This window comes from Bradyrhizobium sp. AZCC 1721, assembly GCF_036924715.1.
Taxonomy (GTDB): domain Bacteria; phylum Pseudomonadota; class Alphaproteobacteria; order Rhizobiales; family Xanthobacteraceae; genus Bradyrhizobium.
Genome location: NZ_JAZHSB010000001.1, coordinates 2,685,400 through 2,700,910 on the forward strand (window position 1 = coordinate 2,685,400; position 15,511 = coordinate 2,700,910).

Below are 15,511 nucleotides of genomic sequence, written 5' to 3' on the forward strand. Positions count from 1 at the left end.
CCCTGACACCCGATGAGGCGGCGATTACTTCTCGATCCAGGCGTCGCGGAAACCGTCGTTGACGCCGATGCCGGTCGTGATCAGGTTCTTGACGCTGCAGCGGGTGATGGTCGGGAATTGCAGTTCGAGCATCCATGCCACCGGCACGTCCTCGACGAGGATCTTCTGCGCCTTGGCGTAAATCTCCTCGCGCGCCGCGTCGGGGAAGGCGACCGCGCCGTCGGCGAACAGCTTGTCGATCTCGGGGTTCGAATAGCCTTCGACATTGTTGAACGGCGACCCCTTGGCGATCTGGCTCGAGACATAGTTGCGGCCAACGCCGAGCGCGGGATCGCCGTACTGGTAGAGATAAGTGAACGCGATATCGTAGTCCCACTCGGAGACTTTTTGGTTCCAGCCGGGGACGTCGGTCGCGATCATCTCGACGTTGATCCCGACGTCTTGCAGGTTCTGGCGGACCATCTCGGCCCAGCGCTGCCACGTCTCGCCATAGGGCAGGGGCAGCATGCGAACCTTCTCACCCTTATAGCCGGCTTCCTTGAGCAGGGCCTTCGCCTTGGCCGGATCGTGGTCGTATTTCGGCACCGCGTTGGTGTAGTACTTGATCGCCGAGCCCGACGGACCGGTCGCGATCTTGCCGAGGCCGTTCCAGACTACGTCCTTGGCCATGTTGCGATCGATCGCAAACATTAGCGCCTGGCGGAATTTCTTGTTCGCGGTGGGGCCGGAGCGGTTGTTGAGCCAGAGCCAGGAATGCGGGCTGAAGAATTCCCAGCCGGCGCCGGTGACGCATGTGTTCTTCAACTTGCTCAAGCGCGGCACGTCGAAATTCTCCACCGAGCCGCCCGGCAGCACGTCGACCTTGCCGGTCTCGTAAGCGACCGAACGTGCGGCGGCGTCCGGAATCACGTGCCAGTAGATCTCGTCGATGTTGGGCTTGCCCTTGACGTGGTAGCTCGGATTCTTGACGAGGCGGATGAACGAGCCCTTCTGCCATTCCCTAAACATGAAGGGGCCGGTGCCGACGGGGGTGTTGTTGGCCGGATTGGTCTTGAAATCGGTGCCTTCATAGAGGTGCTTCGGGATCATCGGCAGCGAGCCGACTTCGAAGATGCCGATGAACGGGCCGAACGGCTGCTTCAGGGTGAAGACGACGGTGGATTCGTCCGGCGCTTCCACTTTTTCGAGTTGCGCAAGATTGCCGCGTGCGCGCGCGTGCGTCTGCTTCAGGAACTCGATCGAGAACAGCACGTCGGCCGAGGTGAACGGCTTGCCGTCATGCCAGGTCACGCCCTTCACGAGCTTGAACGTGTAGACCTTGCCGTCCTCGCTGACCGACCAGCTTTCGGCGAGGCCGGGCAGGGGATCGAGCTTGGGGCTGTAGCGGAGCAGGCCTTCGTAGACATTGCCGGCCACCATCTGCGTCGGGCCGTTCTGCACCAGACCCATCATCAGGCTTGGCGGCTCAGGCTGGATCACGGCGTTGATCACGCCGCCTGCTTTCGGCCCCTCGGCCGCCGCCGCGGTGCTCAGCATGCACATCGCAGCAAAGCTCACCAAAATCTTACGCTTGGACATCGCAAACCTCGTTTCAAGAAAGGGTTTTTGGCGCTCTCACTTCGGCGAGGGCGGGTCTGTCAGTTGGCAAAGTCGGGATCGGTCCGCTCGAGCATCCGCTTGAAGGCCGCCCATTCGTTGTCGGGCACGCCATTTGTTTCGATCGCGTCGTAGAAGCTTGCGTATTGGCCGGCCGTCTTGCGGGCGACGGCTGCGGATAGCTCGATGATCTCAGCGCCCGATGACTGGATTGCCAGTTGGGCGCGGCAGGAGCGCTCCAGATTGTGCATCAGCTTGAAGGCCTCGGCGACGGAGCGCCCGCAGGTCAGCAGGCCGTGATTGCGCAACACCATTACGAACTTGTCGCCGAGATCGGCGACCAGGCGCGATCGCTCGTCGAGATCGAGCGCGATGCCTTCATAGTCGTGATAGGCGAGGCAATCAGTAAACTGCAGCGACCATTGATTAAGCGGCAGCAGCCCCTGCTTCTGGCAGGCAACGGCGATGCCCGCAACCGTGTGCGTGTGCAGGACGCAGATCGCATCATGCCGCGCGGAGTGGATCGCACTGTGAATCGTAAAGCCTGCCGGGTTGATGCCGAGCTCCATGGGGTCATCGATGACGTTCCCGTCGAGATCGACCGTCACCAGGTTGGACGCCGTCACTTCCTCGAAACGCAGGCCGTAGGGGTTGATGAGAAAGCGGTCTTGCCGGCCCGGAAGGCGGACGGAGATGTGGGTGTAGATGCTGTCGTCGAGACCGAGCCGGTGAATCAGCCGGTAGGCCGCCGCGAGGTCGATCCGGATTTGCAGGGTCTGGTCATCTACCGCCGGCCAGGCCTTCGCGGTGTGGTGGGCTGCGCTTGTCATTTCCGCCTTATCCATTTTTCAACTTTTTCAGCTTGCGTGCGGCGCAGCATCTGGGCAAGATTAAAGTGTCGACAATCGACGATTAAAAAATAACCACGGACTGGCGCGGGTTTAGCCGATGCGGCCTATGTCTCTTCCGGTTGGATTACCGGCACTTGCGGACAGCGATCTGGTCGGCCAGATCGCTAGAATTTTGATGCAGGCCATCGTTCAGGGGCGGCTGCCTCCTGGTTCCAAGGTGGTGGAGGCAGGGGTTGCCCGGGAATTAGGCGTCAGCCGCGCGCCGGTGCGCGAAGCGGCGCGCCTTCTGGAGAAACAGGGGCTGCTGGTCGCGAGCCCGCGCCGCGGCTTTTTCGTCCGCAAGCTCGAAATCAGAAACATCGACGAGATCTACGATCTGCGTCTGTGCATCGAACGCCATGCCAGCGTGCTGGCGGCGAAGCGCCTCTCTCCGGAGTCGCGAGATATGTTGCGCCGGCAAATCGATGTTCTGCACCGGACCGCCGATCTCGACGATCCCGCCCGGCAGGTGGAAGAGGATTATCGCTTTCACCGGCTGATTTTTGAAATCGCGGATAACCGCCGCCTGCTGCGGCTGTTCGATGATCTCGCAGCCGAGCTGCGCATGGTCATCGGCCTGATCGGCCGCCTCTATGACGACCCGCACGAGATCGCGAGGACTCACGAGCCGCTGCTGGCGGCGATCGAAGCCGGTCATCCCGAGCGCATCACGGCGCATGTCGACTACCATATCGGTCACGCCTGGCGCGAAGTCGGCAGGCTGGTGCGAGAGCTCACGCCGCCGCTCGGCAATCCCACTGAGCCGAGCAGCATCCTGTTTCCAACCAACGGAGTGTCCGTGTGAAGGCCGTCTACACCGAACTGCATCGAAGCCACGATCCGCAATTCTTCCTGGTGCGGGGCGTCATCAAACGCACCACCGAGCAGCCCGAGCGTGCCGACCGGTTGCTGGCGGGGCTTAAGGCCGGCAAGCACAGCCTCGTCGAGCCGACGGTGTTCGGCCAGGGGCCGCGGGCGCGCGTTCACAGCGCGGAATACCTGCGTTTTCTGGAGGAAGCCTGGGACGCCTGGGTTGCGCTCGGCGATTCCGGCTCGGAGATGATCGCCAACATCCACCCGGTTCGCTACGGCGCCACATACCCAACCCATATCGTCGGCCGCCTCGGCTGGCACGCGGCGGATACGGCAGCTCCGATAGGCAAGGGCACTTACGCCGCCGCTTGTGCCGCCACCGATGTTGCCACGACCGCGGCGCAACTCGTCATGGACGGCGAAGACGCTGTCTATGCGCTGTGCCGGCCGCCGGGCCATCACGCCTATGCCGATATGTCGGGCGGCTTCTGTTTCTTCAACAACAGCGCGGTGGCAGCGGCGCAGCTTCGGCTGCAGCATGAGCGCGTCGCAATCCTCGATGTCGACGTGCATCACGGCAACGGCACGCAGGGCATCTTCTACGAGCGCTCCGATGTGCTGACGGTGTCGATCCACGCCGATCCCGTCTTCTTCTATCCCTTCGTGTGGGGATATGCGCATGAGCGCGGTGCCGGTCCGGGCCTCGGCGCTAATCTGAACATCCCGCTGCCGAAGGGCACCGGGGATGACGATTACATCAAGGCGCTCGGCGACGCCGAAAAAACCATCCGCGCGTTTGCGCCCGGCGCGCTGGTGGTGGCCCTCGGCCTCGATGCCTCCGAGCACGATCCGCTCGCCGGTCTTGCGGTGACCACCGCCGGCTTCCGCCGCATCGGCGCCGCGATCGCGCGGCTCGGCCTGCCGACGGTTTTCGTCCAGGAAGGCGGTTATCTCTCGGATATTCTCGGCGCCAATCTCACCGCTGTGCTCGGCGGCTTCGAGGAGGCGCGTTAGGGCGTGATGAAGTTGTCGATGTAATCCGTCACCCTGAGAGGTGACAGAGACAATTATCGACATTGGCCTGCGGCCGGTTTACGCTTCGGAAGCGCGACGCAGAGAGGAGAGATCGCAATGCTCTATGCCTTGCTGGCTCTCATGGCACCGCTCTGGAGCAGATCTCGGGATCGGACGGCCGCGCAACGCGAGGCAACCGATGCATCTGTCTCGCGCCTTCTGGTGTTGGTTGCCACCGTTCTTTTCGTGGTGCTGTCGATTCTCATGGTCGACCTATATCGCGACGAATTGCATGCGCTCGGCTTTGCTGGCGGCGCAGAGCGGATCGACGCGATCTTTATGAGCCCGTGAGCTGCCGGGCTGCGACTATTCGATGACGATGCGCGGCGGTGGCCGGTGCGCCGCGCCGGTTACGATCGCGGTCCAGACTTCACGCGCAATACTCACATATTGCTTGGCGTGAACGCCGTCGGGCTCGACGGCGACGATCGGTCGGCCATCGTCGGAGGTCTGGCGAATCTGCATATCCAGCGGTATCTCGCCGAGATAGGGAACGCCGCGGCGTTCGGCTTCCGCTCGCGCGCCGCCGTGGCCGAAGATCGGCGTGACGTGGTTGCAGGTCGGGCAGCAGAAGCTCGACATGTTCTCGATCAGGCCCAGGATCGGAATGCTCACCTTCTGAAACATGGCGATGCCGCGCCGCGCGTCGATCAGCGCGAGGTCCTGTGGCGTCGAGACGATGATCGCGCCGGCGAGCGGCGCCTGTTGCGCCATGGTGAGCTGCGCGTCGCCGGTGCCGGGCGGCAGGTCGACGACGAGGATATCGAGGTCGCCCCATGCGACTTCGCGCAGCATCTGCGTGATCGCCGAGATCACCATCGGCCCGCGCCAGATCATGGCGTTGTCTTCCTCGACCAGAAAGCCGATCGACATCACCTTGACGCCGAACCGCTCCAGCGGCTCCAGCATGCGCGGGCCGAGTTGGCGCGGCTTGCCGCGCAGTCCGAACAGTTTTTGTTGCGACGGACCGTAGATGTCGGCATCGAGAATGCCGGTCTTCAGTCCGAGCGCCGCGAAGCCGAGCGCGAGATTGCACGAGGTGGTGGATTTGCCGACGCCGCCCTTGCCGGAGGCGACGGCGATGACGTGCTTGACGCCGGGAATGCCGGCGGCCTTTGACGTCGCGCGGGCCTTGAGATCTGAAGAGGTGGCGGACACTGGCGGCTCACGATCCAAGCGGATCGTCCTTCTTCACTTCGCGCGCGCGCAGATAATCTTCCGTCGACATGACCGGCGGGCGTTGCGGCACCGCATGCGGGTCGAAACTCTCGTTCACCACCGCTTCGACGCGGCAATCCGCGCACATCTTGATAACGTCAAGGCGCTTCGCGTTGGCGCCCTGGAACATCCAGTGCCTCTCGCCGCCGAGCTTGGCCAGCACGCGATCGATCGAGCTCTTGGTGCCGAATGGTTTGCCGCAGGCGATGCAGTTGAACGGCTCTTCCTCTTTCAGCACGCGCTGCGGCGTGTTCCAGGCCCGGAAGTCGAGACGCGGTTCGATGCTGATGACCTTTTCCGGGCAGGTGGATTGGCAGAGCCCGCACTGCACGCAGAGGCTTTCGGTAAAGCGCAGCATCGCGCGATCAGGGTTATCTGATAGCGCGCCAGTCGGGCAGGCGGTGACGCAGGCATGGCAGAGCGTGCAGCCGTCGACATTCAGGTTCACGGTGCCGAAGGGAGCGCCCGGCGCCAGCGGCACGACCTCGACGGGCGTGGGCGCGGCCAGGTGCAGCTCGCGAAATGTCGTTTCGAGCACGCCGCGTTTCGCCCCGCGCGGCACAAAGCCGGCCGGCTTTTGCGTTGCTATCCCGCGGGGGGCAGCATCCAGCATGGCGCGCAGTTGATCCGGATCGTCCGTCTCGATGATCTGGATGATGCCGGCGCCGAAGCCGAGTGCGCTAACGATTCGATCCGACGTCTCGACCGCGCGGCGAAGTGCCGTGATATCGTGGCGAGGTTTTGCGCGCGTCAGCAGCGCGACGCCGCTACCGCCATAGGCGAAGACGGACGCGATGATCTCCGGTCCGACCTGCGTTACTTCGTTGACGCGCAGCGGCAGTACGTCGGCCGGCAAGCCATCGCCGAACCGCGCCAGGGCATCGATGATGTCCTCGCCATGCTCGCCGTCATGAAACAAGACCACGGCATCGCTGCCGCCGGCCTTGCGGTAAGTCTGCAGCAGCGTGCGCAGCCGCCGCATCAGCGCGTCCGCGCTCGGCAATGCATAAGACGCCGCGCCGGTCGGACATACGGAAGCGCAGGAGCCGCAGCCGGCGCAGACATTGGCGTCGATTGCGACGGCGTTCCCGTTCGGCGTGATCGCACCGGTCGGACAGAGGTCAAGACAGCGCGTGCATCCGGTAATGGACGAGCGCGAATGCGCGCAGAGCGACGGCTCGAAATTGACAAAGCGCGGCTTGTCGAAGGTGCCGACCAGGCCGCCGGCATCTGCGATCGCGCGCTCGACGGCGGCCTTGTCGCGCGGGTCGGCGCGCAGATAGCCGGGACGCAGTTCATGCGCGGGGAACAGCGGTGCGCCACCGGAGAGATCGAGGATCAGATCGCAGGTCGAGGTCGCGCCATTGCGCGACGGCCCGAACACGAGCTTGGCTCGCGAAGAGGGGGATGGCAGTGCGTAGTCGTCGATCGAAAGCTCGAACTGGCCGAGATGGCCGCGGGCGTTGCGGATCGTGCCTTTGAGCACGGGAAATTCGTTGGTGCGGCGTGGGATCACATCGCTAGGCTTGGTTAGAAGCACCGTAATGTCCAAACGATCGGCGAGACGCTGCGCCGCCTCGATGGCGATTTCGTCGCGGCCGTAGATCAGTGCAACGCCGCTACTCTCGAGCGTCACCAGCGAGAGCGGGGGCATTTCTTCGCCCGCCGCAGCAATCAGCGCGGCTGCTTTCGGACCGGCTGCCGCGGCGTCCTTCGACCAGCCGCCGGTCTCGCGGATGTTGACGAAGTTGAGCTGGGCTTGCGGGGTGTTCTCCGCCACTTCCCGAAACAGCGGCGCTTCCTGGGTGCAGGCAACCGTAATCGGCGCGCCCTCGGCGAGCGCCTCCTTGAAGCGGTCGAGTTCGAGCCCGCAGAGCTGATTTGCCTGCGTGATCTTGCTCGCGCAGCCACGGCCGATCGCATCCGCATCGAGCGGCATGGTCTTCTCGCAACTGCAAATCAGGAGGCGCGACGTCGCCGCACTCATTTTGAAATACCTTGAACCCGGAGCATCAAGCGGGTTGTTGCTTCATCCTACGGTTCTGCGGTAACCGCTCGGACGGATATCTGCAAGATATAGATATCGAGATAGATATCGAGGCCGCTCACGTGGCCAACTTGCACGGAATAGCATACACAGGCGGCTCGTGGAGCAATTAGGGATTAGCCGCTCGTGATCGTTCGTCCAAGAGATATGGAACAGACGCTCGATTTGCCACCCGGTTATACTTTGGTCGCGTTGCGCGAGCTCGGCGACGCCTTTGCCCATGCTCGCGAGGTCGCGGCGGAGGCGGGGGCCGGAACGCTGGTATGGGTGCGCCGCTACGATCTGGTCGAGTTCGCGGTGGTGCTTGAACCCGACGAGCCGCTCAGGTCGGCGCGGCGGGCGTTCTATGCCGGCATGAATGCGCTGGCGGATGCGATTGCGGCTCATTGTCCGCCGGAGCGAGAGGTCAGTTTCGACTGGCCCGACGCGATCCGGTTTGACGCGGGATTGCTTGGCGGCGGGCGGCTCGGCTGGCCCGCTGAATGCACCGAAGACGACATACCGTCTTGGCTCGTTTTCGGCGTGATTCTGCGCGCGGCCGCCATGGCGCATGTTCCGGAGGTGCAGGCGGCCTCGGGCGTGTCGCTACTGAGCGAAGGTTTCGAGATGGTCGATACCGATGCGATCATCGAAAGCTTCACCAGGCACCTGATGACCGCGTTCGATCGCTGGAAAGAGCGCGGCTTCGAGGCGATCGCGCGGGACTATCTGGAGCGGCTTCCCAAGGGCAAGGCCGGCGAGCGCAGGGGCATCGACGTCAACGGCGATCTTCTGGTCGGCATGCCGGCCGGCGGCGGAGCGCCGGAGCGGAACAGCCTTGTGGATGCGCTGGCAAGAGCCAATTGGTATGATCCGCAGGCGCGCGGTCCGAAATTCGGATGAGCCGGACATGCTGAAATTTCCGCGAACCATCAGGCTGGACCCGTCAGATACCTTCGTCTTCGAGCGGGCGGCGGAACCCGGCGAATGGGCGGTTTCCGGCGCGTTCGTTTTTTGGAACCGGGATCCGGCGACGCTCGGCCAGAAGCAGCGCGTGGCGCTGCGTTCCGGCTTTCTTGGGATCGACAGTCTCGGATGGTCGACGCTTGCCGTCGTCACCGAAGCGAGCGAAGCGGAACGGGAGGCGATGATCGAGCGGCTTGCAAGCCAGTTGCTGAAGAAATTCGGGGCGCCCGATGCGGATGCCGCGCGTCTTGCCGCCGAGGAAGAGATCGCGTTCGCAGCTTCCTTGTGCGAACACCCGCCGCAGACGTTGCTTGCCGTTCAGCGCAGCGTCGAAAACGGCGAGATCCGCGAACGCTTTCGTACCCTTAAAGCCCGCCCGGCTGCTGCGGATGCCGACCGGTTGCACGCGCATGCCAGCGCCTTTACCTTCCATGAAGTCGAGGGCGATGTTGAACCTGCCGAAGAGGTCGATCTTCTCGGGCTGATCAGGACCGACGCCAGGACGACGGATCGTACATGAGAGAATTCTGGGTCGCATCGGGCCATCACCTCACGCGCCGCGCCGATCACGGCGGGCTGGTCGCGACGCCTGAACTCATCATGGCCTATCTGGCGCGGCCCGAATTGATGCCGCCGGCCGACGCCTGCGACGCCGAGCGCCATCTTCATGCGAGCCTGATGGGCGATCCGCTGCGCCCGGTCTCGGATGCTGATATCGCCGCGCTGGCCGATGCCGATGCGCGCGAAAACTGGTCCTTCATGGTGAATTTCCGCGATCGGCTGATGGCGGCGCCGTCGCTGGAGGCGGTCTATGTCGCGCTCGCCCGCAAGGGGGCCGGCGATCTGCCGCCGATCTTTCTGTCGCAATTGTGCCACCTGATCCTGCGCAACGCGCTCGAAGGCTGCGACGACCCTTATGTGTTGCGTGCTGCGGAGCTGTTCTATCGCAGCCAACTGGCCGCCGTTCACGAAGGCACGTTGCTGCTGGCCGATGCGGAAGTCATCGAGGCGGAGCAGCATGCCCAGCACGACCTGCATTCATCGCCGCTCACGGCCATGCTGCAGCAGCCGAAGTCGTTCGGCGAGATGGACGTCATGGACGACGAAAACGCCTGGACCTACTGGTCGCGGTCGGATGCGCATGCGATGGTGATGAACATCGGCGGCAACAAGAAAGCGCGGGCCGCGCTCTGCCGTGTCATCGAGCGCTGGATTGCTCATCTGCTCGGCATCACCGTCGGCGTCGAAACCATCGCCGCGATCGAGGATCGCGACTGGCGCTGGTTCATCGGCCTCGACAGCGAGGCGACGCGGATCGGCAACGCGCTGTGGCGTGGCGAGCAGCTGGAGGGCGGCATTGCCGAACGCATCGTGGCACTGATGCGCCTGACCTTCGAGGATACGCGGCTGGTGGACGAGCGGGTCGGCGACAAGCCGGTTTACCTCATCCTCGCCATGGGCGCGGACAAGGTGGTGAGACTAAAGCCGCAAAATCTGGTTGCGGGGTTGCCGCTGGCCGCGGCCGCGAATGCCACGTGATCCACTGAATGGAGGATGGGACATGGCGATGACGGAAGCATCCCGCGAGGTCGGCGTGGTGGTGCGGCGCCGTTCGATCGACAATCCCTGGATCGACCAGTTGTGGTCGCCGGCAATGATCCTGGATGAGGTGCCGGCGACCGCACCCTGGACTGCGCTGTCCACCGAAGCCGACGCGACGATCTATTACGCTGGATCGGCCAGCATCGACCTGTTCAGCTCGGAAACGGCGAACTACCGCGACAACCTTGCCGATGGGGAGCCGCGGATCTGGGTCGCGTTGCGGCGCCAGGATGGTGGTCCTGAGCTTGAGCTGACGAAAGTGACCGCCGACCCGACCGAAGGGGAGGCGATGTTCGAAAGCGGCTGCGACGTGATCGGTACCGTGCCGATGCCGCCCGAAATCGCGTCATGGATTGCCGCCTTCGTCGATCGATTCCATGTCGAGCGTGTGTTTCACAAGCGCAAGCGGGATCGTGCCAGCGGCGATCGGCCGCGCGTGCCGGGCGGCGGGCCGGACGAGAAGATGGGTCGCAAATGAGTGGTCCGGACGAAGCCGATCGGGACAAGGGCTTTCTGGCGCGATGGTCGCAGCGCAAGCAGGAAGCCAAGCAGACCGAGCCGAAGCGGGATACGCCGGCTGCCGAAAGTGGCGATTCGTCAGCTCCACCTTTAGCGCAGCCCGAAGAGGTCGTGCCGGAGTTCGATCTGTCGACGCTGCCAAACCTCGAGGAGCTGACGGAGACCAGCGATATCACCGCCTTCCTTCGCAAAGGCGTTCCCGAACATTTGCGGAATGCGGCTTTGCGAAAATCCTGGGCGCTGGATCCCGCGATTCGCAACTACGTCAGTCCAGCACTTGAATATGCCTACGACTGGAATGCGCCGGGCGGAGTGCCCGGCGGTGGCGAGCTCGGCGCAGGCGTCGACGTGGCGCGGCTCGTCGCGCAAATCATGGGCGAGCAACCGTCTGAAACAACGAATTCCGACGCAAGTTCCGGAACCGAGATGGCAGGTCCTTCGCCACAACCGGCCGAACGTGAACTCTCGGCAAAACCGCAGGAAGACCTTCCTGAGGAGTCTTTGCGACAGTCTGATGAACCCTCGACAGAAACGGAACTCGTTTCAGAAGCGAAACGGGGTACAGGGGAATCCGCGCCGGTGGGCGAATTCGAGGCAGCCAAATCTGTTGCATCGCAGCAACGAGTGCGACGCCATGGCACCGCAAAACCAATTGTTTAGACAAAAGTATTTGCGGACATAGGCCTCGCCTATGCTACAAATTCTCCCTGGAATAATTCCAGTTCTAAAGTGTGTGCCTGAATAAGAGGCACTCGGGCGCGGGCGGGGAGAATTCGGTAGCACCATGCGTGATGCCGGGCTGGAACTAGCAATCAAGGCAGCAGGTGGCGTCGGATCGCTGGCGCGGGGGCTCGGCATTGCGCAGCCGTCCGTTTCCGCATGGTCGCGTATTCCCGCCGAGCGGGTTCTCGCGGTCGAGGCGCTGACGCAGGTGGACCGTCTCGCGCTGCGTCCCGATCTCTACGGATCGTCCGAGGATCAGGTGACATCGAAATCCGAAATCGACGAGATCGATCAACTGCGTGCCGCGGAATACGGCCTGTTGTCGTTGCTGCTTGGCAAGGCGCCCGATGCGGAAACGCTGCAACGGGTAGCAACGCTGAAGGGCGACGGATCCGATCTCGGCATGGCGCATGTCGAACTCGCGTCCGCCGCTGCGGCGACGGATGATCGTGCCGTTAGCAAGGAATTCTTCGATCTCTTCATCGGGCTCGGCCGTGGCGAGCTGCTGCCCTATGCCTCCTACTATCTGACCGGCTTTCTTCACGAGCGTCCGCTGGCGCGGGTGCGCGAGGATCTGCGTGCGCTCGGAATCGAGCGCGCAGGTACCTCGCGTGAGCCGGAAGATCACATCGCCATCCTGCTCGAAGTCATGGCGGGCCTCGCACGCGGCGACTTCGAGGCCGAGTTCGCCGAGCAGGCGCGCTTTTTCGAGCGTCATCTCAAGCCGTGGGCGGCGCGGATGTTCGCCGATCTCGAAATGTCGCAATCGGCGCGCTTCTACCGCGCCGTCGGCCGCACCGGCCGTGTCTTCATGGAATTGGAATCAGAGGCCTTCACGCTGTCCGAGTGACGGTGAAAGGCGACGAGAATAGGAGAGATCGCAATGAGCAAGCCATCTGAGAGTAAGGGAAAGTCACAGGCCGCCGGGGTGGATCGGCGCAGCCTGTTTCTGATGGGCGGTTCGGCGGTCGCCGCGGCAGCCGTTGTCCCGCTTACTGGAAGCGAGGCGGCTGCGGACGAGTCGCAGGCCGAGCGCGTCAAGGCGCGCTACAAGGAAAGCGACCACGTCAAGAATTTCTATCGCGTCAACCGCTATTGATGGGACCACGCACATGTTGATGAAGCGAAGAGATGGATCCGCGGGCAAGGCGCGTTTGCAAGGTATCGCCGCCGGCCTCGCGTCGGGAGTTCTCGACCGCCGTACGTTTCTGCGGCGGTCCGGTCTGGCGGCCGGCGCGGGCGCCGCGATCGGCCTGATGCCGCTCGGCTCGGTGCGCAAGGCGCAGGCAGGACCTGAGAAGGTCGGCGCGCCCACCGAAATCAGAAAGAACATCTGCACGCATTGCTCGGTCGGTTGCACCGTGATCGCCGAAGTGCAGAACGGCGTCTGGGTCGGCCAGGAGCCGGCGTGGGACAGCCCGATCAACCGCGGCTCGCATTGCGCCAAGGGCGCAGCCGTGCGCGAACTCGTCCATGGCGACCGCCGGCTGAAATATCCGATGAAGCTGGTCAACGGCGAGTGGCAGAAGATCTCGTGGGATCAGGCCATCAACGAGATCGGCGACAAGATGCTGGAGATCCGCGCCAAGTCCGGCGCCGATTCCGTCTATCTGCTCGGCTCCGCGAAGTTCTCCAACGAGGGCGGCTATCTGTTCCGCAAGTTCGCGGCGTTCTGGGGCACCAACTCGATCGATCACCAGGCCCGCATCTGTCATTCGACCACCGTCGCCGGCGTCGCCAATACCTGGGGCTACGGCGCGATGACGAATTCCTACAACGACATGCGCAACTCGAAGACGATCATCTTCATGGGATCGAACGCCGCCGAAGCGCATCCAGTGTCGTTGCAGCACATCCTCTCCGGCAAGGAGCTCAATCGCGCCAACGTATTCGTGCTCGATCCGCGCTTCACCCGCACCGCGGCGCATGCCACCGAATATGTGAGATTCCGCGGCGGCACCGATATTGCCGTGATCTGGGGCATGTTGCACCACATCTTTAACAATGGCTGGGAAGACAAGGAATTCATCAAGCAACGCGTCTACGGCATGGACCAGATCCGCGCCGAAGTTGCGAAGTGGACGCCAGAAGAGGTCGAGCGCGTCACCGGCATTCCCGGCGAGCAACTGAAGAAAGTTGCCGAGACCTTTGCCAAGCAGAAGCCATCGACCATTGTCTGGTGCATGGGCGGCACCCAGCATACGGTCGGCACGGCCAACGTCCGCGCTTACTGCAACCTGCTGCTGGCGACCGGCAATGTCGGCTCCTTCGGCTCGGGCGCCAACATCTTCCGCGGCCACTGCAACGTGCAGGGCGCGACCGATATCGGGCTCGATATCGTGACGCTGCCGCTCTACTACGGCCTCGTCGAAGGCGCCTGGAAGCATTGGGCGCGCGTCTGGGAAGTTGAGTACGACTACCTGCAGTCGCGCTTCGACGAAGTGCCAGCGAAGGCGGGCCGTCCGGCACGCACCCGCAAGCAGAACATGGAACTGCCGGGCATTCCGTGGACCCGCTGGTTCGATGCGACGCTGTCCAACCCCGACGACGTCGATCAACGCGACGCCGTGAAGGGCGTGGTCATCATGGGCCACGGTGGCAATACCGTGCCGCGCATGACGGAGATGGTGAAGGGCCTCGAAAAACTCGAACTGCTCGTGGTCGCCGATCCGCATCCGACGACCTTCGCTGCGATCTCGGAGCGCAAGAACGGCACCTATCTGCTGCCGGCCTGCACCCAGTTCGAGACCTCGGGCTCGCGTACGGCCTCCAACCGCTCGCTGCAGTGGGGCGAGCAGATCGTCAAGCCGATCTTCGAATCGAAGGACGACTACGAGATCATCTATCGGCTGTCGGAAAAGCTCGGCTTCGCCGACAAGATGTTCAAGAACATCAAGGTCGAGAACAAGCATCCGTCGGCCGAGGACCTCTTGCGGGAAATCAACCGGGGCGGCTTCTCGACCGGCTACTCCGGCCAGTCGCCGGAGCGGTTGAAGGCGCACATGAAGAACCAGGGCAAGTTCGACCTGGTGACCCTGCGCGCCAAGGCGGATGAGCCGGAGATCGGCGGCGACTATTACGGCCTGCCGTGGCCGTGCTGGGGCACGCCGCAGATCCGACATCCGGGCACGCACACGCTCTACAACACCAACCTGCACGCCAAGGATGGCGGCGGCACGTTCCGCGCGCGCTTCGGCGTGGTCTACGAGGAGAAGCAGCCGGACGGCTCGGTCAAGAATGTCAACATGCTGTCCGAAGGATCCTACAGCAAGGGGTCGGAGCTCACCGACGGCTATCCCGAGTTCACCTATGGCGTGCTCAAGAAGCTCGGCTGGGACAAGGATCTGACCGCGGACGAGCTTGCGACCATCAACAAGATCGGCGGCAACAACCCTGATGGCGTCGGCTGGGCGGTCGATCTGTCGGGCGGTATCATCCGCGTCACGCTGGAGCACGGTGTGATGGCGTATGGCAACGGCAAGGCCCGCGCGGTGGCGTGGAATCTGCCGGATCCCGTGCCGGTGCATCGCGAGCCGATCTACACCGCGCGGCCCGATCTGGTCGCGAAGTACCCGACGCGTCCGGACGGGCGTCAGTTCCGCATGGCCAATCTCGGCTTCTCGATTCAGAAGGCGGCGGTCGAGAAGGGACTCGCCAAGCAATTCCCGATCATCCTGACTTCGGGACGCCTCGTCGAATATGAAGGCGGCGGCGAAGAGACCCGATCCAACAAATGGCTCGCGGAATTGCAGCAGGACATGTTTGTCGAGGTCAACACCTCGGATGCCGCCGAGCGCGGCATCAAGGATGGCGGCTGGGTTTGGGTTTACGGTCCGGAAAACAGCTCGAAGGCCCGCGTCAAGGCGCTGGTCACCGACCGCGTCGGCAAGGGGGTGGCGTTCATGCCATTCCACTTCTCCGGATGGTTCCAGGGCGTCGACCAACGCAGCAAATATCCGAAGGGCTCAGACCCGATCGTGCTGGGCGAAAGCGTCAACACGATCACGTCCTACGGCTACGACCCGGTCACCGGCATGCACGAGGGCAAGGTGACCCTGTGCCAGATCCAAGCGGCGTGAGAGGA

Annotated in this window: 15 protein-coding genes; 11 read left to right on the top strand and 4 right to left on the bottom strand. The window is 63.4% G+C overall.

The window, feature by feature from the left end; genetic code table 11:
• Positions 1-24 precede the first annotated feature (24 nt).
• Both V1273_RS12675 and V1273_RS12680 read right to left on the bottom strand, forming a co-directional pair.
• On the bottom strand, positions 25-1,542 hold the full coding sequence (locus tag V1273_RS12675) for an ABC transporter substrate-binding protein (RefSeq protein WP_442894150.1): 1,518 nt from the start codon (positions 1,540-1,542) through the stop codon (positions 25-27).
• A gap of 95 nt (positions 1,543-1,637) precedes the next feature.
• On the bottom strand, positions 1,638-2,426 hold the full coding sequence (locus tag V1273_RS12680; protein ID WP_334367998.1) for a class II aldolase/adducin family protein: 789 nt from the start codon (positions 2,424-2,426) through the stop codon (positions 1,638-1,640).
• A gap of 196 nt (positions 2,427-2,622) precedes the next feature.
• On the opposite strand from V1273_RS12680, the gene V1273_RS12685 reads away from it, so the two are divergent.
• From V1273_RS12685 to V1273_RS12695, 3 genes are all read left to right on the top strand, one after another.
• Positions 2,623-3,291: a GntR family transcriptional regulator gene (locus V1273_RS12685; RefSeq protein ID WP_442894084.1), complete on the top strand. Its 669-nt coding sequence runs from the start codon at positions 2,623-2,625 to the stop codon at positions 3,289-3,291.
• Positions 3,288-4,313 carry a histone deacetylase family protein gene (locus V1273_RS12690; RefSeq protein ID WP_334409800.1) on the top strand — a complete coding sequence of 342 codons (1,026 nt, stop codon included), beginning with the start codon at positions 3,288-3,290 and terminating at the stop codon, positions 4,311-4,313. The genes V1273_RS12685 and V1273_RS12690 overlap by 4 nt, the downstream gene beginning before the upstream one ends.
• Before the next feature lie 117 nt (positions 4,314-4,430).
• Entirely contained in the window at positions 4,431-4,664 is a 234-nt protein-coding gene (locus tag V1273_RS12695) for a hypothetical protein (RefSeq protein ID WP_334368001.1), read from the top strand.
• Between the two features lie 15 nt (positions 4,665-4,679).
• Here V1273_RS12695 and V1273_RS12700 read toward each other — a convergent pair whose 3' ends face one another.
• Both V1273_RS12700 and V1273_RS12705 read right to left on the bottom strand, forming a co-directional pair.
• Entirely contained in the window at positions 4,680-5,531 is an 852-nt protein-coding gene (locus V1273_RS12700; protein WP_442893723.1) for an Mrp/NBP35 family ATP-binding protein, read from the bottom strand.
• Between the two features lie 7 nt (positions 5,532-5,538).
• Complete coding sequence (locus V1273_RS12705; protein WP_334368002.1) at positions 5,539-7,578, bottom strand: 4Fe-4S binding protein; 2,040 nt, start codon at positions 7,576-7,578, stop codon at positions 5,539-5,541.
• Positions 7,579-7,785: 207 nt separating this feature from the next.
• On the opposite strand from V1273_RS12705, the gene V1273_RS12710 reads away from it, so the two are divergent.
• The 8 genes from V1273_RS12710 (at position 7,786) to V1273_RS12745 (ending at position 15,506) form a co-directional block, all read left to right on the top strand.
• On the top strand, positions 7,786-8,520 hold the full coding sequence (locus V1273_RS12710) for a biotin/lipoate--protein ligase family protein (RefSeq protein WP_334369235.1): 735 nt from the start codon (positions 7,786-7,788) through the stop codon (positions 8,518-8,520).
• A gap of 7 nt (positions 8,521-8,527) precedes the next feature.
• Complete coding sequence (locus V1273_RS12715; protein ID WP_334368003.1) at positions 8,528-9,103, top strand: DUF6505 family protein; 576 nt, start codon at positions 8,528-8,530, stop codon at positions 9,101-9,103.
• Positions 9,100-10,122: a DUF6352 family protein gene (locus V1273_RS12720; protein WP_334368004.1), complete on the top strand. Its 1,023-nt coding sequence runs from the start codon at positions 9,100-9,102 to the stop codon at positions 10,120-10,122. Before V1273_RS12715 ends, V1273_RS12720 begins: the two co-directional genes overlap by 4 nt.
• 22 nt (positions 10,123-10,144) lie before the next feature.
• Positions 10,145-10,663: a DUF3305 domain-containing protein gene (locus V1273_RS12725; protein ID WP_334409801.1), complete on the top strand. Its 519-nt coding sequence runs from the start codon at positions 10,145-10,147 to the stop codon at positions 10,661-10,663.
• Positions 10,660-11,364, top strand: coding sequence for a DUF3306 domain-containing protein (locus tag V1273_RS12730; protein WP_334412202.1), 705 nt, complete (start codon positions 10,660-10,662; stop codon positions 11,362-11,364). The genes V1273_RS12725 and V1273_RS12730 overlap by 4 nt, the downstream gene beginning before the upstream one ends.
• 124 nt (positions 11,365-11,488) lie before the next feature.
• Positions 11,489-12,277 carry a molecular chaperone TorD family protein gene (locus V1273_RS12735; RefSeq protein ID WP_334409802.1) on the top strand — a complete coding sequence of 263 codons (789 nt, stop codon included), beginning with the start codon at positions 11,489-11,491 and terminating at the stop codon, positions 12,275-12,277.
• 33 nt (positions 12,278-12,310) lie between these two features.
• A complete protein-coding gene (locus tag V1273_RS12740) occupies positions 12,311-12,526 on the top strand; it encodes a hypothetical protein (RefSeq protein WP_213285296.1) in 216 nt (71 codons plus the stop codon).
• Between the two features lie 13 nt (positions 12,527-12,539).
• Positions 12,540-15,506, top strand: a complete 2,967-nt coding sequence (locus tag V1273_RS12745; RefSeq protein ID WP_334409803.1) for a formate dehydrogenase subunit alpha — start codon at positions 12,540-12,542, stop codon at positions 15,504-15,506.
• The last annotated feature ends 5 nt before the right edge of the window (positions 15,507-15,511 follow it).

What these genes read in the sequence shown, in the direction of transcription:
- V1273_RS12710 (WP_334369235.1), top strand. Translation starts at nt 7,786, where the DNA reads ATGGAACAGACGCTCGATTTGCCACCCGGTTATACTTTGGTCGCGTTG.
- V1273_RS12685 (WP_442894084.1), top strand. Translation starts at nt 2,623, where the DNA reads ATGCAGGCCATCGTTCAGGGGCGGCTGCCTCCTGGTTCCAAGGTGGTG.
- V1273_RS12720 (WP_334368004.1), top strand. Translation starts at nt 9,100, where the DNA reads ATGAGAGAATTCTGGGTCGCATCGGGCCATCACCTCACGCGCCGCGCC.
- V1273_RS12745 (WP_334409803.1), top strand. Translation starts at nt 12,540, where the DNA reads ATGTTGATGAAGCGAAGAGATGGATCCGCGGGCAAGGCGCGTTTGCAA.
- V1273_RS12730 (WP_334412202.1), top strand. Translation starts at nt 10,660, where the DNA reads ATGAGTGGTCCGGACGAAGCCGATCGGGACAAGGGCTTTCTGGCGCGA.
- V1273_RS12715 (WP_334368003.1), top strand. Translation starts at nt 8,528, where the DNA reads ATGCTGAAATTTCCGCGAACCATCAGGCTGGACCCGTCAGATACCTTC.
- V1273_RS12735 (WP_334409802.1), top strand. Translation starts at nt 11,489, where the DNA reads ATGCGTGATGCCGGGCTGGAACTAGCAATCAAGGCAGCAGGTGGCGTC.
- V1273_RS12705 (WP_334368002.1), bottom strand. Translation starts at nt 7,578, where the DNA reads ATGAGTGCGGCGACGTCGCGCCTCCTGATTTGCAGTTGCGAGAAGACC.
- V1273_RS12695 (WP_334368001.1), top strand. Translation starts at nt 4,431, where the DNA reads ATGCTCTATGCCTTGCTGGCTCTCATGGCACCGCTCTGGAGCAGATCT.
- V1273_RS12725 (WP_334409801.1), top strand. Translation starts at nt 10,145, where the DNA reads ATGGCGATGACGGAAGCATCCCGCGAGGTCGGCGTGGTGGTGCGGCGC.
- V1273_RS12675 (WP_442894150.1), bottom strand. Translation starts at nt 1,542, where the DNA reads ATGTGCATGCTGAGCACCGCGGCGGCGGCCGAGGGGCCGAAAGCAGGC.
- V1273_RS12680 (WP_334367998.1), bottom strand. Translation starts at nt 2,426, where the DNA reads ATGACAAGCGCAGCCCACCACACCGCGAAGGCCTGGCCGGCGGTAGAT.
- V1273_RS12740 (WP_213285296.1), top strand. Translation starts at nt 12,311, where the DNA reads ATGAGCAAGCCATCTGAGAGTAAGGGAAAGTCACAGGCCGCCGGGGTG.